The sequence below is a fragment of the Photorhabdus viridis genome (assembly GCF_040256935.1).
GTDB lineage: Bacteria > Pseudomonadota > Gammaproteobacteria > Enterobacterales > Enterobacteriaceae > Photorhabdus > Photorhabdus viridis.
In genome coordinates this window covers 1-23,693 of the sequence record NZ_JBEJZY010000009.1, presented here as the reverse complement: position 1 = coordinate 23,693, position 23,693 = coordinate 1, and the positions used below count along the sequence as shown (strand labels likewise).

Annotated in this window: 21 protein-coding genes, 1 tRNA gene and 2 pseudogenes; 13 read left to right on the top strand and 11 right to left on the bottom strand. The window is 41.4% G+C overall.

Features of this window, described 5'->3' with window-relative positions:
• Positions 1 to 246: 246 nt before the first annotated feature.
• From ABR397_RS05165 to yieE, 5 genes are all read right to left on the bottom strand, one after another.
• The gene (locus ABR397_RS05165) at positions 247 to 1,035 is read right to left on the bottom strand and encodes an ABC transporter ATP-binding protein (protein WP_350304767.1); all 789 of its coding nucleotides are present in this window, start codon (positions 1,033 to 1,035) and stop codon (positions 247 to 249) included.
• Positions 1,032 to 2,117: a FecCD family ABC transporter permease gene (locus tag ABR397_RS05160; protein WP_350304766.1), complete on the bottom strand. Its 1,086-nt coding sequence runs from the start codon at positions 2,115 to 2,117 to the stop codon at positions 1,032 to 1,034. Before ABR397_RS05160 ends, ABR397_RS05165 begins: the two co-directional genes overlap by 4 nt.
• 24 nt (positions 2,118 to 2,141) lie before the next feature.
• Positions 2,142 to 3,293 carry an ABC transporter substrate-binding protein gene (locus tag ABR397_RS05155; protein WP_407072862.1) on the bottom strand — a complete coding sequence of 384 codons (1,152 nt, stop codon included), beginning with the start codon at positions 3,291 to 3,293 and terminating at the stop codon, positions 2,142 to 2,144.
• A 310-nt stretch (positions 3,294 to 3,603) separates the two neighbouring features.
• A complete protein-coding gene (locus ABR397_RS05150; RefSeq protein WP_350304764.1) occupies positions 3,604 to 5,085 on the bottom strand; it encodes an amino acid permease in 1,482 nt (493 codons plus the stop codon).
• A gap of 154 nt (positions 5,086 to 5,239) precedes the next feature.
• Positions 5,240 to 6,103, bottom strand: coding sequence for a DNA-binding transcriptional regulator YeiE (yieE, locus tag ABR397_RS05145; protein WP_350304763.1), 864 nt, complete (start codon positions 6,101 to 6,103; stop codon positions 5,240 to 5,242).
• A 190-nt stretch (positions 6,104 to 6,293) separates the two neighbouring features.
• Here yieE and ABR397_RS05140 point away from each other — a divergent pair, with 190 nt between their 5' ends.
• Together ABR397_RS05140 and nfo are read left to right on the top strand one after the other, a co-directional pair.
• Positions 6,294 to 7,376: a YeiH family protein gene (locus ABR397_RS05140; protein WP_350304762.1), complete on the top strand. Its 1,083-nt coding sequence runs from the start codon at positions 6,294 to 6,296 to the stop codon at positions 7,374 to 7,376.
• Between the two features lie 110 nt (positions 7,377 to 7,486).
• A complete protein-coding gene (nfo, locus tag ABR397_RS05135; protein WP_350304761.1) occupies positions 7,487 to 8,329 on the top strand; it encodes a deoxyribonuclease IV in 843 nt (280 codons plus the stop codon).
• A 9-nt stretch (positions 8,330 to 8,338) separates the two neighbouring features.
• On the opposite strand, the gene fruK is transcribed toward nfo, so the two are convergent.
• On the bottom strand, positions 8,339 to 9,277 hold the full coding sequence (gene fruK / locus ABR397_RS05130) for a 1-phosphofructokinase (RefSeq protein WP_350304760.1): 939 nt from the start codon (positions 9,275 to 9,277) through the stop codon (positions 8,339 to 8,341).
• Between the two features lie 201 nt (positions 9,278 to 9,478).
• On the opposite strand from fruK, the gene ABR397_RS05125 reads away from it, so the two are divergent.
• From ABR397_RS05125 to yeiP, 3 genes are all read left to right on the top strand, one after another.
• Positions 9,479 to 9,898, top strand: coding sequence for a nucleotide triphosphate diphosphatase NUDT15 (locus tag ABR397_RS05125; protein WP_350304759.1), 420 nt, complete (start codon positions 9,479 to 9,481; stop codon positions 9,896 to 9,898).
• A gap of 115 nt (positions 9,899 to 10,013) precedes the next feature.
• A complete protein-coding gene (gene mtr / locus ABR397_RS05120; RefSeq protein WP_350304758.1) occupies positions 10,014 to 11,270 on the top strand; it encodes a tryptophan permease in 1,257 nt (418 codons plus the stop codon).
• A 132-nt stretch (positions 11,271 to 11,402) separates the two neighbouring features.
• Entirely contained in the window at positions 11,403 to 11,975 is a 573-nt protein-coding gene (yeiP, locus tag ABR397_RS05115; protein WP_350304757.1) for an elongation factor P-like protein YeiP, read from the top strand.
• 224 nt (positions 11,976 to 12,199) lie between these two features.
• On the opposite strand, the gene ABR397_RS05110 is transcribed toward yeiP, so the two are convergent.
• Positions 12,200 to 12,517, bottom strand: a complete 318-nt coding sequence (locus tag ABR397_RS05110; RefSeq protein WP_350304756.1) for a hypothetical protein — start codon at positions 12,515 to 12,517, stop codon at positions 12,200 to 12,202.
• Between the two features lie 330 nt (positions 12,518 to 12,847).
• On the opposite strand from ABR397_RS05110, the pseudogene ABR397_RS05105 reads away from it, so the two are divergent.
• Positions 12,848 to 13,039, top strand: a pseudogene (locus tag ABR397_RS05105) (hypothetical protein); the annotation flags it as partial.
• A gap of 392 nt (positions 13,040 to 13,431) precedes the next feature.
• Positions 13,432 to 14,028, top strand: coding sequence for a bifunctional murein DD-endopeptidase/murein LD-carboxypeptidase (gene mepS / locus ABR397_RS05100; protein WP_350304755.1), 597 nt, complete (start codon positions 13,432 to 13,434; stop codon positions 14,026 to 14,028).
• Between the two features lie 62 nt (positions 14,029 to 14,090).
• On the opposite strand, the gene ABR397_RS05095 is transcribed toward mepS, so the two are convergent.
• The 3 genes from ABR397_RS05095 to rsuA all read right to left on the bottom strand — a co-directional run bounded on the left by ABR397_RS05095 (position 14,091) and on the right by rsuA (position 17,238).
• Entirely contained in the window at positions 14,091 to 14,435 is a 345-nt protein-coding gene (locus tag ABR397_RS05095; RefSeq protein WP_046975817.1) for a YejG family protein, read from the bottom strand.
• Positions 14,436 to 15,229: 794 nt separating this feature from the next.
• Positions 15,230 to 16,423 (bottom strand): Bcr/CflA family multidrug efflux MFS transporter, encoded by a 1,194-nt coding sequence (locus ABR397_RS05090; protein WP_350304754.1) that lies wholly within the window; start codon positions 16,421 to 16,423, stop codon positions 15,230 to 15,232.
• Positions 16,424 to 16,530: 107 nt separating this feature from the next.
• Entirely contained in the window at positions 16,531 to 17,238 is a 708-nt protein-coding gene (gene rsuA / locus ABR397_RS05085; RefSeq protein WP_350304753.1) for a 16S rRNA pseudouridine(516) synthase RsuA, read from the bottom strand.
• A 277-nt stretch (positions 17,239 to 17,515) separates the two neighbouring features.
• Here rsuA and ABR397_RS05080 point away from each other — a divergent pair, with 277 nt between their 5' ends.
• Together ABR397_RS05080 and rplY are read left to right on the top strand one after the other, a co-directional pair.
• Complete coding sequence (locus ABR397_RS05080; protein ID WP_350304752.1) at positions 17,516 to 19,273, top strand: DEAD/DEAH box helicase; 1,758 nt, start codon at positions 17,516 to 17,518, stop codon at positions 19,271 to 19,273.
• A gap of 147 nt (positions 19,274 to 19,420) precedes the next feature.
• The gene (rplY, locus tag ABR397_RS05075; protein ID WP_036838676.1) at positions 19,421 to 19,705 is read left to right on the top strand and encodes a 50S ribosomal protein L25; all 285 of its coding nucleotides are present in this window, start codon (positions 19,421 to 19,423) and stop codon (positions 19,703 to 19,705) included.
• A 71-nt stretch (positions 19,706 to 19,776) separates the two neighbouring features.
• Here rplY and yejK read toward each other — a convergent pair whose 3' ends face one another.
• A complete protein-coding gene (gene yejK, locus ABR397_RS05070; RefSeq protein ID WP_350304751.1) occupies positions 19,777 to 20,781 on the bottom strand; it encodes a nucleoid-associated protein YejK in 1,005 nt (334 codons plus the stop codon).
• A gap of 272 nt (positions 20,782 to 21,053) precedes the next feature.
• Between yejK and ABR397_RS05065 the strand changes: the two genes are divergently transcribed.
• From ABR397_RS05065 to ABR397_RS25435, 4 genes and pseudogenes are all read left to right on the top strand, one after another.
• Positions 21,054 to 21,281: a YejL family protein gene (locus ABR397_RS05065; RefSeq protein WP_036772527.1), complete on the top strand. Its 228-nt coding sequence runs from the start codon at positions 21,054 to 21,056 to the stop codon at positions 21,279 to 21,281.
• Positions 21,282 to 21,458: 177 nt separating this feature from the next.
• A complete protein-coding gene (gene yejM / locus ABR397_RS05060) occupies positions 21,459 to 23,198 on the top strand; it encodes an LPS biosynthesis-modulating metalloenzyme YejM (protein WP_350304846.1) in 1,740 nt (579 codons plus the stop codon).
• 75 nt (positions 23,199 to 23,273) lie between these two features.
• A tRNA-Pro gene (locus ABR397_RS05055) sits at positions 23,274 to 23,350 on the top strand.
• Between the two features lie 247 nt (positions 23,351 to 23,597).
• Positions 23,598 to 23,693 (top strand): annotated as a pseudogene (locus tag ABR397_RS25435) (IS982 family transposase); the annotation flags it as partial.

Sequence of the window (23,693 nt, the reverse complement as noted above, 5' to 3'; positions counted from 1 at the left end):
TAACATGTACTCAAGCAGCGAGGAAAAAACACTCACCTCTGTGTGGTTTTATTATTTTTTTATTATATCCCCTTGCATTTTATAGTAATAAAATGCAAGGGGATATTTCCTATTAATTCCAACAGCCTATATCATTAAATTATTTTACATTTACCTTTCTTTGCAATAAATAAAGAGTAAACATGAATATTATCCAGACAAAAATAGCGGTTTCTAAACAAATAGGTAGATTCACATAATAAAGTTCTAACTGGTCAACTTTGAAACCAACCCATCAATCAATACTTGAGGAACACCCTGAGAACAGTATTCAATTCTGCCTCTGACACCATAAACTTGAGCCAAACTATCCGGCGTAATAACTTGTTCAGGAATACCTTCAGCAATTAAATTCCCTTTTTGTAACATTAATACATGGTTACCATGGCGCAAAGCGATATTAATATCATGCACCACTACTACCGTAATAATATTACGACGATATGTTTCTTGTGCAACCAAATCCATGACATGATATTGATAATTTAAATCCAGCGCACTTAGCGGCTCATCTAATAATAATAATGTTGGCTTACGAATTAACGATTGCGCCAATCCGACTAACTGCTTTTGACCACCGGATAATTGATCTAAATAACATAACGCCAGATGTTCAATCCCCAACTGACGTAATAAAGACATCACTTCTTCTTCGCTGGTTTCAGAATGACGCCCACCGGAAGCCCGCTGCGCAACAATAATGGATTCCAGCACATGTAAATGAACACCAGCAGGCAAACTTTGTGGTAAATAAACCACATTTTCTGCCCGTTGAGCAAAATTCATTTTCATCAAATCCTGACCATCGAGCCGGAGCTGCCCACTTGCGTGATTTAATCCAGCCAAAGAACGCAAAAGTGTTGATTTTCCGCTGCCATTTGGCCCTAGTAATACCGTAATTTTTCCACGGGATAACGTTGAAACATTCAGATTTTCAATGACTGGATTTTTTGGATAGCCCGCGTAAAAATTATTAATCGTTAATCCCTGATTCATACATTCCCCCTATGGCGTAAAATTATGCTAAGGAAGAATGGAACCCCAACCAATGCGGTAACTATCCCAACCGGAATAATGACACCTGGGATCAGGTTCTTCGAAGCGATGGATGCCATAGACAACACCAATGCTCCAATCAGCGCACTGGCAGGCAAATAGAAGCGGTGATCCTCACCAAACACCAAGCGAGCAATATGCGGCGCGACCAAACCGATAAAGGCAATTGGCCCAACAAATGCAACCGCTAGAGCGGAGAGAATACTGATGCGTAATAATGTACCCAAGCGTAAGCGGCGGACATCAATACCAAAACTGATTGCACGATCTTCACCCAAGCGCAACGCTGTCAGTTTCCAGGAATTCATCATTGAAATCGGAAAAATAACTGCAAATACCAGCAACATAACACCCAGTTTTATCCAGGTCGCTCTGGCAAGGCTACCCATTGTCCAAAGTACCAACCCCTGAAGAGTATCTTCCGTTGCAATAAACTGCATCATGGAAACCAGTGCGTTAAAAGTAAAGACCAACGCAATACCAAATAATACTACCCCTGCGGTAGCAACCCTTGTCCAACGGGTAATGGCATCCAATAACAACGCTGCCAACAAAGCAAAAATGAAGGCATTTGCAGAGATAAGCCATTGATCGGGGACACCCGGAATACCAACACCTGACACGATAGCCAACGCAGCGCCAAACGCAGCCGCCTGAGAAATCCCTAAAGTGAAGGGGCTTGCCAATGGGTTATTCAGAATTGTCTGCATTTCAGCGCCAGCCAGCCCAAGAGACAAGCCGATCACCACCGCCATCAAGGCGTAAGGTAAACGGATATCCCAGACAATAACCCGTGTACCCGCATCCATACTTTCTGGCGACACTAAAGTCTGCCAGAGAGACTGCAAAGATAAACCTGATGGCCCTATAGTAAAATCTAATACCAAGGAAGCACCGATAACCAGGAAGATAAACATCATCATCACGATACGGCGGCGTAAAATACGTTGGTAATGGGCTTTTACACCGCTATCATCTGATTGTTGTTTCACCGTTGGCATAAGCTCGGTAGTGGCACTCATTGTTTCTGTTACCTATCTTACTGATTACTTCTCACTGATCCAGTAAACACCTGATGGCTCAATTGCCAGGAATTTACTGTGTAATTCATTCAGTGTCTTCTGTGGATCTAAATCTGCAAACTGTTCAGGATAGAACCACTTAGCAAATACTTGAGCGACTATCACGTTATACGGAGAGTTGTAATAATTATGCCAAATAGCATAATCTCTGCCCTCTTTAACCGCAGTCAACGAGCTGATACCTTTACGTTCAGTTATTTTTTTCAGACTGGCTTTTGCCAGTTCAGGCGTTGATTGCGCCCCCAGTTTTACACCCGGTTCATTGCTGTCTGGCGCTTTTGCACCACTGGCAATGTAAATATAAGGATCAGCGGCAATAACTTTTTCGAGGTTCATGTCGCCAAGCGCGCCTGGCAGAACACCTTTAGCAATGTTTTTACCGCCAGCCAGATCGATAAAGTTACCCAAATTGCCATTACCGGCCGTCCCACAGCAGTCTTCAAAAGCGCCGGCTCTCAAATCGATAAATACAGTCGGCTTTTTCTCTTCCGGGATTTTACTGGTGATTTGAGTTACCAATTTGGCATTTTTTTCGTAAAAATCAGCGTATTCTGCCGCTTGTTTTTCACGGTGCAATACTTTACCCAACATACGAATGCTCGGCAGCGTGTTTTTTAACGGTTCAGTACGGAAGTCAACAAAGACAACCGGAACACCTGCCTTTTCAAGCTGAGCAACCAATTCACTATTCTTACCAGGACCATGACCGGATAAGCCAAAAATAGCAATGTCCGGATTGAGAGTTAACACTTTTTCAGCGCTAACGCTGTCAGCACTAGTGTTACCAATCAAAGGGATCTTATCAATCTCAGGAAATTTAGCTTTATAGACAGTATAGGACTGTGGGTCCAATTTGCGGAAATCACCTTGCCAACCCGCGATACGAGCCAGAGGTTTATCTCCTTCAAGTAAAGCGACAGCATGAAATAAACGGCCTTCGCCCAATAAAATACGGTTTATATTCTCAGGAACTTCAACAGTGCGACCAGCTACGTCAGTGACCGTTTCAGCCCATGACGCGAAGCTTGCCATTATTGCTGAACCTGCCAATAAGCTGATATTGATACTCTTTGCAATAGATCGAGATACAAATTTCACTTTGTTAGCCCATTTCATATTAATAATTATGGCACTAACAATAAAGCAAACGAGAATACTTATCAATCCTATTTATACATATTTTAGTAAATTAAATAACTAACTTCATGGCTAACCCTATGAAAAATAAAAAACCGCCTATTCGGTTACAAAATGGGCGGTCTCTTCTAATTGCTATTAATGACTGTTTATTTATTCCAATAAATAAATGTTAAGATAATAATAAATCAATCGTGAATCGAATTAAAAAACCCGTAAGGCCATGCCGAGTTAGCATTTTTCCTAAGATCCCTGCTGGCCTATTAATCATCATCTAACGTGATCAAATTCACTTATTTGGGATATCAGGAAATTTCATCTCTTTATATTTAATAAAGTGGGTTTTCTTCACCAATTTATAACCAAACCAAATCAACAGGAATAGTGGAATACCAATATAAGTTGCGGTTACACCATACCAGTCAATTTTGTCTTGCAGAAATGCTTGATAATTCTGCCCTAATGTGATGGTCAGACACAGAATAAACGCAAAGATTGGACCAACCGGGAAAAACCCTGAACGATAGGGCAGTTTACTTAAATCCAGCCCCTGAGCGATGTAACCACGGCGGAAACGATAATGACTGATAGCGATCCCTAACCAGGCAATAAAACCTGTCATGCCCGAGGTGTTCAACAGCCACAAATAGACAGTTTGATTACCGTACATTGAGCTAAGGAAACACAAGGCAGCAACAACCGTTGTTGCATACAAGGCATTACGCGGTACACCCCCTTTGGATAATTTTCCAAAAATCTTCGGTGCTTTGCCCTCTTTTGCCAGTGTGAACAACATACGGGTAGAAGCATACATACCTGAGTTACCGGCAGATAATACTGCTGTCAAAATAACGGCGTTCATCACAGCCGCAGCTGATAACAAACCGGCATTTTCAAATACCAACGTAAACGGACTGACGCTGATATCACCTACCTCATTACGCAGTAAATTGGGTTCAGTATAAGGAATGATCAGACTGATAATCAGGATCGCAAAAATATAGAACAACAGGATACGCCAGAATACTTTACGTACCGCACGGGGAATATTTTTCTCTGGATCTTTGGATTCACCCGCAGCAATGCCAATCAGTTCAGTACCCTGAAAAGAAAACCCAACGATCATTGCCACGCCAATCATAGCGGAGAAGCCACCGGCAAAAGGCGCATCATCCATAGCCCAGTTATGCCATCCAGCGCCTTCCGCACCTTTCATGATACCGCTTATCATCAATAATCCGACCGCAATAAAGACAATAACTGTGCTGACTTTAATCAAAGAGAACCAATATTCAGCCTCCCCAAAACCTTTCACTGAAATAAAATTCAACAGGAAAATCAATGCGAGGAATAGCGCGCTCCAGATCCACCCCGGCATATCGGGTAACCAGTAATTCATCACCAACTGAGCAGCAACCAAATCCACAGCGATAGTCACCGCCCAGTTGTACCAATAGTTCCAGCCAAGGGCAAAACCAAATCCTTCTTCAACATACTTGGAGCCATAAGTTGAGAAAGAACCGGAGACAGGCATATAAGCAGCCAATTCCCCCAGGCTGGTCATCAGAAAATAAACCATCAGTCCAATTAATGCATAGGAAAGTAATGCTCCGCCAGGCCCCGCTTGTGAAATTGTCGCACCTGAAGCCACGAATAGCCCAGTACCTATTGATCCGCCAATGGCTATCATCGCCATATGCCGTGCTTTCAATTCACGGCGCAAATGTTGCGCTGCTGGTTTCTGGAAAACACTTTGTTGTTGTTGAGACATTCTGTTCCTGTTAACTGCAAATAAGTCTGATGGCGGATTGTAGCAAATCCTTACTGCCAAAATAGCGAGGAAGCGCTGTTATAAGATACCTTCATAATTCAGAGGAAATTATAAGTAATACAGCTAATTCTAAATTCTAAACAGAACGTAAAACTTACCGGCAATAACTGAGCAGTTTTTGCAGTGCATTGGACATATGCTTTTGCCGATGATGAATTAGGTATAACATCCTGAAAAGTTTTAACTCGGGCACTTTTAATTCTAGCAAAGTACGATTTTCCAATTGCTCTGCAACGACCCGTCTGGATAAACAACTAATCCCCATGCCAAATTTGACCGCATGTTTTATCGCTTCGGAATTGCCCAACTCCATCAAAATCTTGAACCCAGGTAAACGGGCAAACAACAGATGATCCAACACCTCTCTTGTTCCCGAGCCCCTTTCTCTTAATATCCATGATGCTTTGGTTAGATCATCCAGTTTCAGATTCTGTTGAGCTAGCGGATTTTTAGGAGAAGAAAAAACAACCAGCTCATCCTCCATCCAGAGCTGAGTTATCAATTCAGGACTATGGCAGGAACCTTCTATCAAACCAAGGTCAACGCGGAATTCGAGTATAGAATTGATAACATCCTGTGTATTACTGATATTTAACTCCAGAGGTGTATCCGGAAAATCCTGGCGATAATTTGCCAACATTTCCGGCAGCATATAATTACCAATGGTACTGCTGGCAGCAATACGTAATGCCCCCAATTCCTGTTTGAATAACAGCTGAATTTCCCCCGCCTGCTCCAACAATGCTAAAGCCTTGGGGTAGAGTAAACGGCCATGCTCATTAGTCACCAACCGTTTTCCTACTCGGTCAAAAAGCTGTACGCCAAGCTGGCTTTCCAAATCCGTTAATGAAGCACTCACTGCGGATTGAGATAGCGCTAACTGCTGGGAGGCTTGTGTCGTTGAGCCGTTTTTCAATACTTCTGTGAAAACTTCCAATTGCCTCAGTGTGATATGCATATTGCCCCGCAAAATATGATGTCAGCGAAATAGATTGTTTTAATTTTATACAGTAATAAACAACTTAACAAAAACCCTCTTTTCTATTACCACTTTTTACGATTATACATAAAAATATTATCAATTTTAATGATAAATTGATTTGCTATATGCTTATGTTTAAAACACATAAGCAAAGTGAGAAATATCTATGTCTGACATTCATGATGAAAAACTCAGTCAACAACCGTCAATTCCCGGTATGAAATTAATTCCGGGACTCATACTGGCGGCAATACTGACTGCAATTTCAATATACGCCGGAAATATCCCGTGGTTTGTTAATATGGGGCTGGGTGCATTGACACTGGCGATCCTGGCAGGAATCATTGCCGGTAATACCATTTATCCTTTACTCAAATCCCATTGCGATAAGGGTATTCATTTCTCAAAACACTATCTTTTGCGGGCAGGGATTATTCTTTATGGCTTCCGTCTGACATTTCAGCAAATTGCCGATGTAGGCACTACCGGTCTTTTGATTGACGCTATTATGTTGTCTTCAACTTTCTTTATTGCAATCTGGCTGGGTAAATCACTCTTTGGATTAGATCAGCAAACCTCAATGCTGATTGGCGCCGGCAGCAGTATCTGCGGTGCAGCGGCCATTATGGCAACAGAGCCGGTTGTAAATGCCCCCGCCAGCAAAGTTGCTGTTGCAGTGTCAACAGTTGTCATCTTCGGTACTATCGCTATTTTCATTTATCCATGGTTCTATCAGCTCAACGAGCATTATCAATGGATCCCATTGACTCAAGAAGCTTTCGGTATCTTTACAGGCTCCACCATTCACGAAGTTGCCCAAGTTGTTGCTGTTGGTCATGCTATTAATGATCAAGCAGAGAACGCGGCGGTTATTAGCAAGATGATTAGAGTTATGATGCTGGCGCCATTCTTGTTGTTATTATCCAGTTACATCAGCCGGGCCAGTGCAAAAAACGGAGAAAAAAACCAGGCGAGAACGCCGATTACCATTCCTTGGTTTGCAGTGATTTTTATTGCAATAGCAGGTTTTAACTCGTTTGATCTGTTACCTGTAAGAGCAGTGAATTATCTGATTCAGATTGATACTATTATGCTTGCCATGGCAATGGTTGCACTAGGTTTAACCACTCATGTGAGCGCCATCCGTCAAGCTGGATTTAAACCCATTTTACTGGCTCTGATTTTGTTTATATGGCTGATGGTTGGCGGCTTCCTGATAAACCTGAGCATTCAACATTGGTTTGGTTGATCGGAACATATGCATTGAAGGACTTCAACAACCAATAACCTTTCCGTTCTTGAGGTTCAATAAGCGATTGAACCATGTCAAAATAGTGTAAATAAGGAAGGAGAAGAATGATGAAATTTATTGGAGCGCATGTCAGCGCAGCCGGTGGCGTCGATCAAGCAGTTATCCGGGCACACGAATTAAAAGCCACTGCTTTTGCCCTGTTCACCAAAAACCAACGCCAGTGGAACGCGCCGCCTTTAGCCACTGATATTATCGATAAATTTAAAGAAAATTGTGAGCGCTACGGATACGGTAGCCGGCAAATTCTTCCTCATGACAGTTATCTGATTAATCTTGGTCACCCAGACACTGAAGCACTGGAAAAATCCAGGCTGGCTTTTGTTGATGAAATGCAACGTTGTGAACAACTGGGTATCGACTTATTGAATTTCCATCCTGGCAGTCATCTCAATAAGATAGATGTGGATAAATGCTTGGCACGAATTGCAGAATCTATCAACATCGCTCTCAATAAAACGCAGGGAGTCACTGCTGTTATCGAAAATACGGCAGGTCAGGGCACAAATCTGGGGTTCAAATTTGAACATCTGGCAGCAATTATTGACGGAGTTGAAGATAAAAGCAGAGTTGGCGTCTGTATTGATACCTGTCACGCCTTTGCCGCAGGTTATGATTTGCGTACCGACGACGTTTGCCAGCAAACCTTTCAGGCGTTTGAAAAAATTGTTGGCTTTCAGTATCTGTGCGGAATGCATTTAAATGATGCCAAAAGTGAATTTGCCAGCCGTGTTGACCGGCATCATAGCCTTGGGGAAGGAAATATTGGCAAAACACCTTTCAGTTATATTATGCAAGATACCCGTTTTAATGGAATTCCGCTAATCCTTGAAACAATTAATCCAGATATTTGGCGCCAAGAAATTGCCTGGCTAAAATCACAACAAAATTAATAGTCCTTATTATTTAACGGGTACCAGTTCAATTTTAGCCATCATTGCGGCTAATTCAGGGCGATTGCTGATACCCACATTAGGCTGGCTAACGGCAAGCGCCGATACAGCCGTTGCCAATCGCAACGTGTGTTCACTGGATTCCCGCATCAGCAAACCATAAACCAAACCGCCGACCATTGAATCACCGGCACCCACAGTGCTGATAACTTTACAATGCGGTGGTTTTGCCAACCATGCTCCAGATGCATTAACCCATAATGCGCCCTGCTCACCCAAAGATATGACGACATGAGCAATTCCCTGGTCCCTGAGTTGATGTGCTGCCATGATCACATCGGATAGCTCAGGTAACAAGCGCCCGGCCCAAACTTCAAGCTCATAACGATTTGGTTTAACTAACCAAGGAGACGCTTTCAGACCCGCAACCAACGCTTCACGGCTGCTGTCGAAAATAATACAAGGACAAAGTTGGCGCAAATGTGCCATCCAATCGGTAAACGATTCAGCAGAAACACCTGCGGGTAAGCTACCACTGACAACAACCATATCAAACTGTCCAAGCCATGAAAGCGAATCATCAACAAATTCCGACCATTCCGCTTCACCAACATAAAAACCAGAGAAGTTGAAATCCGTCACTTCACCGCTTTCTTCTGTTAATTTGACATTAATCCGTGTTCTGCCGGGCACTAAATGGAAACGATTTTCCATGCCATTTTCACTGAAGAATTGCTGAAATCCTTCCTGATTTTCTCTACCCAGAAAACCACTGACAGTGACATCAATGCCTAAATCACGCAAAACTTTAGCAACATTATTGCCTTTCCCGGCAGGATGCAGTCCGGCTGCTTGCACACGATTAATCGCCCCTTTGACGATTTCCGGGCACAATCCAACCAAATCATAAGCTGGATTTAAGGTGATAGTGGCAACTCTACGGCTCATTGTGCCCGATGTCTCCTAAGTAGATAATCATCATTACTATAAATTTTCAGTTCCATTTATAACATTAAAATTGAATCGTTTCAGTTAAATTCCATACTTTATTGATCATTGTCTTAAACTGATTTGCAGGTAAGAATAGTATTGAATTTCTCTCAAAAAGAGAGATTAATTTGCTGAAATTTATCTGAAGGAATATATCAAATGTCTGTAATTGTTGGTGTTGGCGTTGTTATTGTGAATGAATATGGTCAGGTATTACTTGGAAAACGCAGCAGTGAGCATGCTCCATACTGGTCAATATTTGGTGGTCATGTTGATGACGGAGAAACATTTGAACAATGCGCAATCCGTGAAGTTGAAGAAGAAACAGGTCTGACGATACAATCACCAAAAGTCTATGGTATTTGTAATAATCTCCAAACTTATCAACAAGAGGGAAAACATACTATTTCGGTGTGTTTGTTGGCGAAACATCCAGGTGGTGAGCCAAAATTAATGGAGTTGGAAAAATGCGAACAACTTATGTGGTGCAATCCTGATAATCTCCCTGAACCACATTTTGAAGCCAGCCGGAATGCTATAAAAATGTGGCGCGAGAATCGCTTTTATCTTACCGAATGAACTAACTTATATTAGCTCAATTTCAAATAATCCTTTATGACGTCTATTTACACCCTATAGACAAAAATGTATCTTTAAGCTAGTACAAAGAAACAATATACCAGCAGGAGTTAATATGTCCATTGAGACACCCCAGAGTTTAAAGCGCCCTCCCATACTGGGTGGTACAATGATAATTGCCGGTACTGCTGTCGGTGCAGGAATGTTCTCTACTCCCGTGGCAACTTCCGGTGTCTGGTTTACTGGCTCAATTATTCTGCTGGTTTACACATGGATGTGTATGTATTTTTCCGGCTTAATGATACTAGAAGCCAACCTGAATTACCCATCAGGTGCAAGCTTCCATACCATGACTAAAGATTTACTCGGTAAAGGATGGAATGCCATCAATGGTATCTCTATTACATTCGTGCTTTATATATTAACCTACGCCTACATTTCAGCGGGTGGCTCAATTATTGCCCACAATTTTGAAAATATTATTTCGGTATCACAGGCAAATGCTGGCTTTATTTTCGCTTTTATCGTTGCATTTATTGTCTGGTTATCGACTCAAGCTGTCGATCGTCTGAGCACAATTTTGATCGGCGGTATGGTGATTACCTTTTTTATGTCCGTTGGCGGCATGTTTACCGAAGTTAAATATGTCATCCTGTTTAATCAGACGGATGCTATATCAAACGACACAACAAGTTATATGCCTTATGCTTTAGCCTCTCTGCCCTATTTACTCATTTCATTCGGATATCATGGTAATATTCCAAGTTTAGTAAAATATTATCATAAAGATATAAAAGCCGTTATTCGCAGCCTGTTATTAGGTACATTAATCGCATTAGCTATTTATATCCTGTGGCAATATGTCATTCAGGGAAATATTCCCCGCGAAGCATTCAAACAGATTATTGCTGATGGTGGGAATATCGGTGATTTATTGAAACACATGGATAATACAACAAACAGCAAAACCGTTCACCAGCTTCTAAATGCCTTCTCTTATATGGCATTAGCAAGTTCATTTCTTGGTGTCTCTTTAGGGCTATTTGATTACATAGCCGATTTCCTCGGTTTTAAAGATAACAACACCGGCCGGTTAAAATCAGCATTAGTGACATTTATTCCACCCACAGTGCTAGCTTTACTGGTCCCCAATGGTTTTCTATATGCCATTGGTTTCGCTGGATTTGCTGCAACCATCTGGGCTGTCATTATTCCAGCACTTATGGCTCGGGCAAGTCGCCAGCGCTTCCCTGAAGCCAGTTACCGAGCGCCAGGAGGGAAATTCCTCATTGGGTTCGTCATCCTGTTTGGTTTGATAAATGCTATAGCTCATATTTTGTCCTTTTTTGATTTATTACCTGTGTATCGTTGATATATAAGACATTCTTACTACAACCCCAAGGTAAAAAAACAGTGGGGTTTTTTAATCCCTACTTGCCTAATGCCTTGACTGCGAGTAATTTTGTTGCCGATTATTCTCTTGCGGTTTTATGGAAGGTTATATATGGCTAAAGCCAACGAAATTAAACGCGGTAGCGCCGTCAGTTATAATGGTAAGTTACTGCTGGTCAAAGATATTGATATTCAAGCACCAAGCGCCCGGGGAGCTAGCACATTATATAAAATGCGCTTTACTGATATCCGCACCGGTCAAAAAGTGGAAGAACGTTTCAAAGGCGATGATATCATTGATACCATTAGCCTAACTCGTCGCAGCGTTAATTTTTCCTATATTGATGGCGATGAATATGTCTTCATGGATGACGAAGATTTTACACCTTATCATTTTAAAAAAGAACAAATCGAAGAAGAATTGCTATTCATCCCTGAAGGTGGCCTGCCAGGTATGCAAGTGCTGACAATAGAGGGACAGGTTATTGCCCTTGAACTGCCGCAAACAGTCGATATGGTTATTGAAGAAACTACCCCCGGAATTAAAGGCGCCTCAGCCAGTGCGCGGACAAAACCTGCAAGAATGAGTACCGGGCTGACCGTTCAAGTACCTGAATATATCAGTAACGGCGAAAAAATTCGTATCCATATTGCAGAACGTCGCTATATGGGGCGTTGTGATTAATAACATTAGCTAATCCTAAGTTGCTCTGTATAAAACAGAGCAACTCATTTTCGATTATTTCATTAATTATCCAATTTCCTTTATAATTTAGGCGCAATTTGAATTTCCAAATAAAATGCAAGCATAAATTCGCTATTAACTTTCATTAACATTGCTCAAAAATAAAATTCCAAATACTCTTCAATTAAGCATTGAAGAAATAATATTTAGGATTTATCTTAATATCAATTATAAAAAATTGTAACAATTCCGATTTTCTTTTCTCCTTTTACCCATTTAATTTCTGTTACACCAATTTGGTGTGGTAAATAAAAATAAACATCATTTTGGAAATCCAATTTTCGTCGCTGGATAATTTTATCTCCTTTTCGCCAGCAAATGGTATCAGTCCAGTGATCATGCCAATCAAAACGACACGGTGCTTCAACAATTGCACCTGAAAAGTGAATAACCCCTGTATATGATCTTGTCTCTGACTCACTACTCACAACACCAGGAGCCATCAGGAAAAAACAACCCACCATAACCCGGAACATAGACATAAAACCCTCGCCATAAGACAGCATTATTTGCTGAGATCTCCAAATGTAAAATCAATCTGGAAATCGGAAAAATTTACGAGTCCATGCTATTGGTAACGGCTATTTTTGTTGTTTTTTTACTGTTTTTAGCTTTTAAAATTTATTAAAATATTTACATCTTTTAACATGGAAATTATCAGAAGTATTTATTAATAAATTAAAAATTTATAACTTTAAATATCCCCACCACCACTCAATAAGAACGGCAAAATTGAGCATAAATATTTATCCAATCAAATAAACATCTGAAGGAAAAAGCATAAAACAGATAAAAAACCACCAGATTAACTTATGATAGGAACTGGATTCATGGCATTATTACCTAACCAAATCGGTCATCAGCTCCCTATCATTCGTCCAAGCCCGACATTAACCTTTAATAATATCAATCGCATTAGCGAAATGACTAATCTGATGACTAAGGATTCATCCAGCGATAGTTTTCCAGGCGATCACGGATTAATGCTACTCACTTTCTGCTGCTAAGGATCTACCGCAAATCGGCCGCCCGATATAAAACCCTTCTCACATGCCCTTTTTACTGAAGAATATTGGGAAGGTATTTAACCCTCCTGATTGCTCATAAGATCCACATAAATAACATAAATTATCAACATTGCTAATCTCCCGTACTGAGAAATCTAATTTTTTGTAAATTATGCTATTAAATACTCGCCTTTTCCTGATTGTTTCTGTACTCTCAGTCTGAATAACATTTATTGTAAATATCGTTATAAAACGTGGCGTCCAGCGCGTTTCTGCACCAAGCGCGTTGTTTACTTATTGCTTTTTCTAACACCAGTCTTCGAAGCGTTTGATATTTTTCAATAATAGCGACCAACTTAAGGTAAGGATAGCAAGGGAAAATAAAAATAATGGTCAAGTCTCAACCGGCACTGAGATACATTACGCGGCTGATACCCGTGCTGTTCGTAGCGATCACTTTATCCGCGTGCAGCTCGCCAGATTCTTCAAAGTTTCGCAATACACAAACTGATACGCATGCAGTAAACGGTAAGAACGGCTTCTTACTTCAAGCGTCTCAGGATGAATTTGAAGCACTAGTTCGTAATCTGGACATAAAATCCAAAATTCTTAGCCAATACAATGGTTGGAAAGGCGTTGCTTATCGACTCGGTGGCAACACTAAGCGTGGTATTGATTGTTCTGGCTTTGTTCAACGTACTTTCCGTGACCAGTTTGGCATGGAACTACCACGTTCAACATTTGAACAACAAAACATTGGCAAAAAAATCGACCGCTCAAAATTACGTCCTGGCGATCTGGTTTTGTTTAAGACAGGCGCCCGTACAAGGCATGTTGGTATCTATGTCGGCAATGACCAATTCGTTCATGCCTCCACCAGCAATGGTGTGATTGTTTCCAGGTTAAACAGCGCATACTGGAGCAAACGTTATTATGGTGGCCGCCGGGTTATCAACAATAGCGTAGTAATGCCTCCTAACGGCTAAGAATTCTTTCCCTTGCGTACAAAAAAGCGCTTCCATCAGAGGAAGCGCTTTTCGCGTTTATATCAGAATGGGTAAAGAGCTGTTATCTTTTCAGCAATCGCAGCACCAAGTGTCTTCAAACGACACATAACCGCACTCTCGTCTTCACTATCGACAAACAAGCACGGCTGACCTTCCCACTCAATCACAGTACTTTCAATTTGCATATCAGCAAGTGATTGCTGTAATTTTTGCATAACATTCCATGCAGCCGTATCTTCATGGCTGAGTAGCTTCAACCCCATCAGGCTGCTTTTTACATTCACTTCATCAACTGGAAGTGGTTCAACTTTGATACCCGCAAAACCGGGTGACCATCTGTAACTTTGCGGTAGCCGATGTACCACCGAAAGCTGAATATTATTCACAAATTATTCCTACCTGAAAGAACATAGATACAAAAGTTGAAGTTAGCGACTATCTTCAGGTGTTCTACTCGCCAAAACCGAATAACTACCCCCCCAAAAAAGTAAACAAAAAGTTAAATTTGTGTTTATAGTATTACATTAATTTCAAACTTCACCTTAGAAAAAATGAGACCAATCTCGCATTTTGCATATATTTATACTTTTTTTTAAAAAAACTCAACTTATTTTTATGCAAAAAACCAACTGTATGTTTAACTATTGTTTACATATTTTATTTTTTCAACTCAACTCTTTAACATGAAAATCAAACAAGAACTGTAAAAATAAATAGATAACAATATGTTTTATAAGGAAAAAATAATAACAACCTAATGATAACGCTGTTGAATATTTTTTTATTTAACAAAAATAAAACAAAAAAATTATAATCACTATCAATACATTTACAATCAATTATTTCCACATAAAAACAATTCGGAATTTCCTTGCATTTACCGCTCAATCTCTCAGCCTAATTCGAATATAAAAATCAATAATGCGACATATAAAAAATCATAAAAGAATAAAACAACAATAGCTTCATCCCTGAAGGATATAGATATCATCAAACCATTCAACACCAAAATATCTCTAATAATCGAGAGGCAACCCAATAATTTTGCTGATAATATTAGCTTTCCTAATAATAATTTTAATAATACAGAAAATGCTTTTGATACCACATAGTTAATATCATCCTGTCAAGATGGAATATATTGACGAAGACAGACATTATTCTGTAATAAAATTATGCCTCAATGGCACGTACGACCTCTTTTTGCATATATAACAAACAGCACAGCCAAAATAACACATAAAACCATAGAACCAACCATTGGCCAGGCACTGCGCGCAGGTAACATAGCAAGTAATACCCCAACCAAAGCGCTAATCCCAAAACGAATGGTACCTGCCAGTGAAGATACTGTCCCTGCCATATGCGGGTAATCATCTAGAACCACCGCCATTACATTAGATGTAATCATAGCAATACCACAGACATAAGCTGCCACACCGATGACCAGAGAAATAAAACCAAAATCCAGTGCGGTAGACAATAATAGCCAGATCCCCATAATAAACTGCACACTTAAACCAAAATACATCATTCTCAACGCACCAAAGCGCTGTACATAACGACTATTTATTGTTGTCATCACAAACAGAAATACGATATTAAGCGCAAAATAATAACCAAATTTCTGCGGCGACACACCATTCAACTCAATATAAACAAACGGCCCGGCACTGAGAAAAGAAAACATTCCCGCAAACGAAAATCCGCTGGCAAGCATGTAACAAAACACACGGCGCTGACGGAATAACATAATAAACTGACTTATAGTTGTGCGAAGGTGAAACTTTTGTCTTTTCTCTTTCGGTAAAGTCTCTTTTATAAAGAAAGCGACAAGGAATACCCCAATAACAGCAGTAATAGCAATACTCCAGAAAATAGCATGCCATGTGAACCAAATCATCATCATGCCACCAAGAATTGGAGCAATTAATGGTGCAATGGTCATTACCAATATGACAAAAGACATACTGCGTGAAAATTCATCTTTCGTGAACATATCCCGCATCAAAGCATTAATAACAACACTCGCCGCGGCGGCGGAAAACCCATGCAAAAACCGCATATAAATAAAATCGTCAATATCCTTGGCTATCGTACACGCGGCTGAAGCCAGAGCAAACACAATAACACCACCCAGAATAACCGGCTTACGGCCTAAACTGTCAGCCATTGGGCCATATATCATCTGACCGAGAGCAAAACCAAGAATATAACTACTTAATGTCATCTGAACCCGCCCACTATCCACACCGAAATCTTCGGCAACAGTCGGCAAACTGGGCAAATACATGTCAATAGCAAGAGGCATTAACATAGAAAGCAGCCCAAGGATTAAAATCAACCCTAAATAGGATGATCGTTGTTGTTGCACGCGTATTACTCCAATAATTTAAAATGATTAACTAAAACTAATAACCTGCCCACGTTCGCTCTTGGCTACAAAGAACAGCAAATAAAATAGCGCTAACGGAATGAGCGCTAAGATTGAGGAACATTGATACTGACAATTTCTTGCTCAGTTAACGGTCGGTACTCCCCTGGTTCCAACTCAGGATCTAAGATAATTTCACCAATTCGCTCACGATGAAGCTCTGTTACCCGATTACCAACCGCTGCAAACATGCGTTTTACTTGATGATAACGCCCTTCACTGATAGTCAGACGAGCTAATTGAGGCGCCAGAATTTCCAGTTGAGCGGGTTTTGTCAGTGTTTTTTCACCATAGAGTTGGACACCCGCAAGAAATTTATCTGCTGTCCCTTCTGCAACAGGATATTCAAGAGTGACCAGATAGGTTTTTTCACAATGATGTTTTGGGGAAGTAATACGATGGGACCATTGACCATCATCAGTCAGCAAAACCAGCCCCGTGGTATCCATATCCAGCCTGCCAGCAGTGTGTAATTTATGCGCCGCCGGTTCATCAATAAAATAGAGAACCGTCGGATTTACCGGATCATCCGTGGAGCAGACATACCCCTGCGGTTTATTTAGCATAAAATAACGAAGCCCTTGCTGCTGTTCCAGTAATGAACCATCAAACATGACCTGTTGCTCAGGAGCTAATTTATAAGCTCCGGTTTTTACAATCTCATCATCAACAGTGATACGTCCCGCGCGCAACTCACGCCCCACTTCATTCCGGCTGATACCAAGCTGTTGTGACAGAAATTTATCCAATCGCATGGATGAAGACACCTGTATTAAATTAATTTAAAAATAAACGTGACCCGACTATCTTGGTCTTACAGCGCAAAGCCACCAAAAAAAGATGATGTGAGATGAATTCAAAAGCTTTCAGAGCTAATCATAACCATGTTTACTATAAACAACAATTATCTATTTGTTATAACGAGTTATAGTTTCACTCAATCAGATGATTATCTTACCTTACTTCTATCCGCAGTAAATTGATAAGAAAAATGTTACTCTTGCGCAAATATTTTTCTGTTGTGGAACAAATATGACTTTCACTTTACGTCCCTATCAGCAAGAAGCCGTGGATGCCACAGTCAATCATTTCCGGCGCCATCGTGAGCCCGCAGTCATTGTGTTACCAACCGGGGCAGGTAAAAGTCTGGTTATTGCTGAACTGGCAAAACTGGCTCGAGGGAGAGTCTTAGTATTGGCGCATGTAAAGGAATTAGTTGCACAGAATTACAGTAAATATTGCGCATACGGTTTACAAGCAGATATTTTCTCCGCAGGATTGCAGCAGAAGCAAAGTGCAGGAAAAGTGGTTTTTGGCAGCGTGCAATCTATCGCCCGTAATCTTGAGCATTTTAATAATCAATTCTCTTTGCTGATAATTGATGAGTGCCATCGTATCAGTGATGACGAAAACAGCCAGTACCAGCAAATTATTCATCACCTTCGGCAAAATAACCCACAACTCCGTATTCTTGGCTTAACCGCGACACCTTACAGGATGGCTATCGGCTGGATATATCAATATCACTATCACGGCATGATCCGCGGTGATGAAAATAGTTTTTTCCGTGATTGCATATATGAATTGCCATTGCGCTATATGATTAAGCACAGTTTCTTGGTCCCTCCGCAGCGACTGGATATGCCGGTTATGCAATATGATTTCAGCCAAGTCCACTCCAGTCAGCAAGGTATTTTCACTGAAACGGATTTGAACCGTGAAATCAAACGACAAAAACGCGTCACACCTCATATTATCAGGCAGATCATTGAATATTCGGTTGACCGTAAAGGAGTTATGCTTTTTGCTGCAACAGTCGAACATGCCAAAGAGATCTTTCAATTACTTCCTTCCGGTCAAGCCGCATTAGTCAGTGCCGATACATCAACCACCGATCGTGACCTGTTTATCGAAGCCTTTAAAGCTCAACAATTGCGCTACATGGTTAACGTTGCCGTATTAACTACCGGATTTGACGCGCCTCATGTCGATCTGATAGCTATCCTGCGCCCTACCGAATCCGTCAGCTTATATCAACAGATTATTGGCCGTGGTTTAAGATTATTTCCGGGTAAAAAAGATTGCCTTATTCTCGACTACGCAGGAAATCCTCACGATCTTTACACACCAGAAGTTGGCAACAGTCGGCCAGATAAGCAGAGCCAATCGGTTCAGGTATTCTGCCCTATCTGTAACTTTGCCAATATGTTTTGGGGAAAATGTACCACCGACGGTGAAATTATCGAACATTTTGGGCGCCGCTGTCAGGGTTGGCAAGATGATCAACACGGCAAACGTCGTCAATGCGATTTCCGCTTTCGTTTTAAACTCTGTCCTCATTGCGGTGTAGAAAATGACATTGCAGCACGGCGTTGTCACCGTTGCCAGGAGGTGCTGGTCGATCCTGATGATATGCTGAAAGCAGCATTAAAACTCAAAGATGCTCTGGTACTGCGTTGCAGTGGCATGCAACTCATCCCTGGAACTGACAGTAAAGGAGAATGGCTGAAAATCATCTATTACGACGAAGATGGCGCCGATGTCTCCGAACGCTTCCGGCTGACAACCCTAGCCCAACGACGGCTCTTTGAGCACCAGTTTCTCCGTCAGCATCAACGTGCCCCGGTAGTACCTTTTAACTGGAAAACAGCTTCAGACATCGTTCATCAGCAACCCTTGTTACGTCATCCCGATTTTGTCGTCGCCCGTAAAAAAGACCAGTTCTGGCAGATTCGTGAAAAGATCTTTGATTATCAAGGACGCTTTCGTCGAGCAAATGAATTGTATTAATAGTCTCCAATTGACGTATTCCATTTGCTGTCACAACTATTTTTCGCTAGAATGCCGCCCGTTTAACACCCGCGTTAAGCCAAATCTCGAACCTGCTGCTGGGTCGCCTGTAGCAGGATTTATTTTCTTCTTTAAAGAGAAAAAATAATGTTTACTATTAATGCAGAAGTACGTAAAGAGCAGGGCAAAGGTGCGAGCCGCCGCCTGCGCAGAGCTAACAAGTTCCCAGCTATCGTATATGGCGGCAACCAGGAGCCTGTTTCTATTGAGCTGGATCACGATCACGTTATCAATATGGAACACAAAGCAGAATTTTATAGCGAAGTTCTGACTCTGGTTATCGACGGTAAAGAAACTAAAGTTAAAGTGCAGGCTGTACAGCGCCATCCGTTTAAACCAAAACTGGCGCACATTGACTTCCTGCGTGCTTAATTAGCCACAGTCGAGCTTTTCGGGACGCCGAGTAAATAACGCCGCATTTGCGGCGTTATTTATTTAAGGTATCAATGACCGCCACTGCGGCGCTGTAACTGGTCACGTAAATTTGGTGGCGTACCCTTAATTGTTAAAGTGTCCGTTACCGGGTCCCAGAAAATTCTTTCACCGAATAACATTGCATCGAAATTAATTGTCAATCCGCCGCCACTTCCGGCAAATTTAGTTAACTGACGCAATGTACTGCGATCCGCTGGAAAACACGCTTCCAATTCATATCCTTGTTCCTGAGAAAATTGCTGGAAATTCTGCTCGCCAAATGTTGGCAATTCCTGAGACAACTCCTTAATCTCAATTTCCTCTCCTGCCTGCAATTGTTCATTACAATAGCTGTATACTTGCTGGCGATATGCCTGGCGCTCATTTTTATCAAGCTGACCTGACTCGCAATAATCATCAACGGCCTGTAACAGCCCCTTATTCTGAACCTTAGCATTCATCCCTTCACTAGCAGCGAGAAAATCCATAAAGAAATCTGAAACCTTACGTCCTACCCGCCCTTTCAAAAACGTTAAATAACGGCTTGATTCAGGATTAGTTTCCCACTCAGTCAAATCTATACGAGCAACAATATCAGCATGAGGGATATCCAGATAATGAGTGGTATTTAGATCCAGATTATCGTTAACAGACATACTGTTACAGCTATTAAGTACAGCAATCAACAAATACTCTACCGCCAGATAACGATACTGACAGAACAAGACCGTCCCACCTTCGGCAAACGGATATTTTGCCAGTTCATCCCTCAGACGCGCCGTTGCTGCGCGACTGAACCCCAGAAAATCTTCATCACCTTTACGCTGATGTCTGAGCGCTTCCGCCAATTCACTCTCTTGATTAAACAGGCCGTAAGCTTTACTTTTTGCGCTATATACACGGTGTAATTCAGCCATCATATCTTCCACCACCCGATCGGTGGAGAGCAGAGAATCACGCAGCACGACATCCAGCGTCTGCTCATCACGCTTGATTAATTGATGCAAGGCAATCTGGTCTATTTGCAGACTCATTCTTTCTACTCCTTTCGCTGCTTGTTTCATTCGCATCTAACGGCGTATTCAAACACTGATAACCAACTGCTGCAATAAAAAACCCCGGTGAAAATAATGTTTCGCCATGTTTCATCAACTATTATTTACTGACAGATATCAGAAAATTGCTAAAGACGCGCTATTACTGCAACATAAAATCTTAACCGTGAATTAATTTGCCACAAAAGAGCAGAAAATCACGCACCTATACGGTAAGATAGTGTGCTTTGTTAGTCAGGAAGTCTAAATTTATGCCACAGTCATCTCGTTATAGTGACGAACACGTTGAACGTTTATTAACAGAATTAGTCAGTGTTCTGGAAAAAAACCATACGCCGACAGACCTTTCTCTGATGGTACTTGGCAATATGGTAACAAATTTAATCAATACGAGTGTATCTCCTGCCCAGCGCAGACATATTGCCGACTCGTTTGCACACGCGCTTAAATCTTCAGTAAACGAAGATAAAGCCCATTAATTTTTAACTAAGAGCCTATCCCAGTAGGAGTTATTGTTGCAGACAGTTTGAACACGGACAGCGCACAGAAACCGGAACGTACACATAATACGTGAGGATTTCGAGCACTGCCCAGGTTCAAAATGGCAAATAAAAGCCCTAATGGGATGGGCTCTAAGACTACAACGTAAACAAAATATGGTGACTAGCCGTCAGCGTTATCGAGAAAAAGTGTCCCAGATGATTAGCTGGGGGCATTGGTTTGCCTTATTTAACATCCTACTTAGTCTTGGTTTAGGTAGCCGTTACCTGTTTGTTTCTGACTGGCCGGGTTCACTGCTCGGCCGGGTCTATGCTTTGACCAGTTGGCTTGGGCACTTTAGTTTTATTGTTTTTGCCGCTTATCTGCTGATTCTGTTTCCACTGACATTCATTGTCATGTCACAGCGCCTGCTAAGGTTTCTTTCAGCCATTTTCGCCACAGCCGGGCTGACACTGTTAATATTCGACATTACCATCTACCACCGTTTCCACCTTCACCTAACCCCTTTAGTTTGGGATTTAGTTATCAATCCTGATCAAGGGGAACTAGCGCGGGACTGGCAACTTATGTTCATCTGTATTCCAGTCATTTTTCTGGTACAGATGTTATTTGGCACCTGGAGTTGGCAGAAACTACGCAGCCTGAGTCGTCAACGGCTTGGCAAGCCATTGGCTGCCGTCCTTATTTCTGCCTTTTTGGCTTCCCATATGATGTATATCTGGGCTGACGCTAATTTTTATCGTCCGATAACCATGCAGCGCTCTAACCTGCCGCTCTCTTATCCAATGACAGCCCGCAAGTTTCTTGAAAAACATGGCCTTCTGGATCAACAAGAATACCAGCGCCGCCTGACGCAACAGGGGGATCCTGCTGCATTGACAGTGGAATACCCGCTTAATGATCTGACTTATCAGGATAAAGGCAGTGGATACAACCTGTTAATACTGGTGATTGATGGGCTGGATAATAAAGACATTACAGAGAATATGCCTGTACTCTCCCATTTCAGAGAGACCAACATTCAGTTCAATCAACATTTCAGTAATGGTATTCAAAATGATACCGCCCTATTCGGACTGTTTTATGGTATTTCTTCTGGATATCTGGATGGAATACTCGCTGGACGTAAATCATCAGCACTGATTAATGCACTGACTCATCAGGGATATCAATTCGGCTTATTCTCCTCTACAGGATTTAATACTCCACTTTATCGTCAGGCATTACTTTCCGACTACTCATTGCCCACAGCGGTCAACCAAAGTAATCAACTTACGGTAACACAGTGGCAGCAATGGCTGAATTTACCCACTAACAACGCCCCGTGGTTCTCGCTCTTAAAAATGCGTGGACTGGATAAAACTGACGCGCAGGGTAATACGGCGGCTCTTGATATTCAAATTAATACTGTATTAGAGACGCTGAAAAACAAAAACGCACTGAATAATACAGTCATTGTTATTACCGCCGCGCATAGTGAAATCGCCGCTGCGCATCCACAAAAATGGATAAATAATGACAGATTTAATCGTGATCAAATGCATGTTCCCCTACTTATTCATTGGCCTGGAACACCATCACAGATCATTGATAAGCTGACAAGTCACCAGGATGTCATGACAACATTAATGCAGCGTTTGCTACATGTCAGCAATTCACCTGATAACTACTCTCAAGGCGAAGATCTGTTTACAGCGCAACGTAATAGCCCATGGATTATTACCGGTGATAATGGCTCTCTGATCATTACAACCAGTGAGAGCACCCTGTTTCTGGATAAAAACGGTGATTATTCCTTATATGACCTTGAAGGCAACGAAGTCAAAGATGCTAAACCCAATCTGGCACAACTGTTACAGATACTCACAGAGGTTAAACATTTTATAGCTAACTAAATGCTTAAAAATCAATCGGTAATTAAATTTAGCACTTGCTTTAATTCATAAAATCAGTAGTATAATAAAAGTTATCGGCATGTAGCGCAGCTTGGTAGCGCACCGTCATGGGGTGTCGGGGGTCGTAGGTTCAAATCCTATCATGCCGACCAAATTTCCCTAGAAAAACCAACCAGTTATGGTTGGTTTTTTTATGCGTGGGATTTGGCTCTGGTAAAATTTTGGTAAAACCCCAATTTAAAACCTGGCATTCATAGCCACTTACAAACCAGCTCCCCTCACTCCAAAATATAAAATTATCTAATCAACCTGAGCTTCGCTTAAGGGAAGGGAACTAAAGTGCCTGAGGCACGAGCAAAGTTTTTGCTAAAGAAAACAAAATCGTGGAGACCCTCAGGCATGGTTAATTTAGAAGAACTTTACTGCTGCGTCGATGACTTTTGCCAAAAATTTATTCCTCTCTGGCATCAACAACTCATTGAACATGGATTACGT

Coding starts and splice junctions, on each gene's coding strand:
- ABR397_RS05165 (WP_350304767.1), bottom strand. CDS start 1,035: ATGAATCAGGGATTAACGATTAATAATTTTTACGCGGGCTATCCAAAA.
- ABR397_RS05160 (WP_350304766.1), bottom strand. CDS start 2,117: ATGAGTGCCACTACCGAGCTTATGCCAACGGTGAAACAACAATCAGAT.
- ABR397_RS05155 (WP_407072862.1), bottom strand. CDS start 3,293: ATGAAATGGGCTAACAAAGTGAAATTTGTATCTCGATCTATTGCAAAG.
- ABR397_RS05150 (WP_350304764.1), bottom strand. CDS start 5,085: ATGTCTCAACAACAACAAAGTGTTTTCCAGAAACCAGCAGCGCAACAT.
- yieE (WP_350304763.1), bottom strand. CDS start 6,103: ATGCATATCACACTGAGGCAATTGGAAGTTTTCACAGAAGTATTGAAA.
- ABR397_RS05140 (WP_350304762.1), top strand. CDS start 6,294: ATGTCTGACATTCATGATGAAAAACTCAGTCAACAACCGTCAATTCCC.
- nfo (WP_350304761.1), top strand. CDS start 7,487: ATGAAATTTATTGGAGCGCATGTCAGCGCAGCCGGTGGCGTCGATCAA.
- fruK (WP_350304760.1), bottom strand. CDS start 9,277: ATGAGCCGTAGAGTTGCCACTATCACCTTAAATCCAGCTTATGATTTG.
- ABR397_RS05125 (WP_350304759.1), top strand. CDS start 9,479: ATGTCTGTAATTGTTGGTGTTGGCGTTGTTATTGTGAATGAATATGGT.
- mtr (WP_350304758.1), top strand. CDS start 10,014: ATGTCCATTGAGACACCCCAGAGTTTAAAGCGCCCTCCCATACTGGGT.
- yeiP (WP_350304757.1), top strand. CDS start 11,403: ATGGCTAAAGCCAACGAAATTAAACGCGGTAGCGCCGTCAGTTATAAT.
- ABR397_RS05110 (WP_350304756.1), bottom strand. CDS start 12,517: ATGTCTATGTTCCGGGTTATGGTGGGTTGTTTTTTCCTGATGGCTCCT.
- mepS (WP_350304755.1), top strand. CDS start 13,432: ATGGTCAAGTCTCAACCGGCACTGAGATACATTACGCGGCTGATACCC.
- rsuA (WP_350304753.1), bottom strand. CDS start 17,238: ATGCGATTGGATAAATTTCTGTCACAACAGCTTGGTATCAGCCGGAAT.
- ABR397_RS05080 (WP_350304752.1), top strand. CDS start 17,516: ATGACTTTCACTTTACGTCCCTATCAGCAAGAAGCCGTGGATGCCACA.
- rplY (WP_036838676.1), top strand. CDS start 19,421: ATGTTTACTATTAATGCAGAAGTACGTAAAGAGCAGGGCAAAGGTGCG.
- yejK (WP_350304751.1), bottom strand. CDS start 20,781: ATGAGTCTGCAAATAGACCAGATTGCCTTGCATCAATTAATCAAGCGT.
- ABR397_RS05065 (WP_036772527.1), top strand. CDS start 21,054: ATGCCACAGTCATCTCGTTATAGTGACGAACACGTTGAACGTTTATTA.
- yejM (WP_350304846.1), top strand. CDS start 21,459: ATGGTGACTAGCCGTCAGCGTTATCGAGAAAAAGTGTCCCAGATGATT.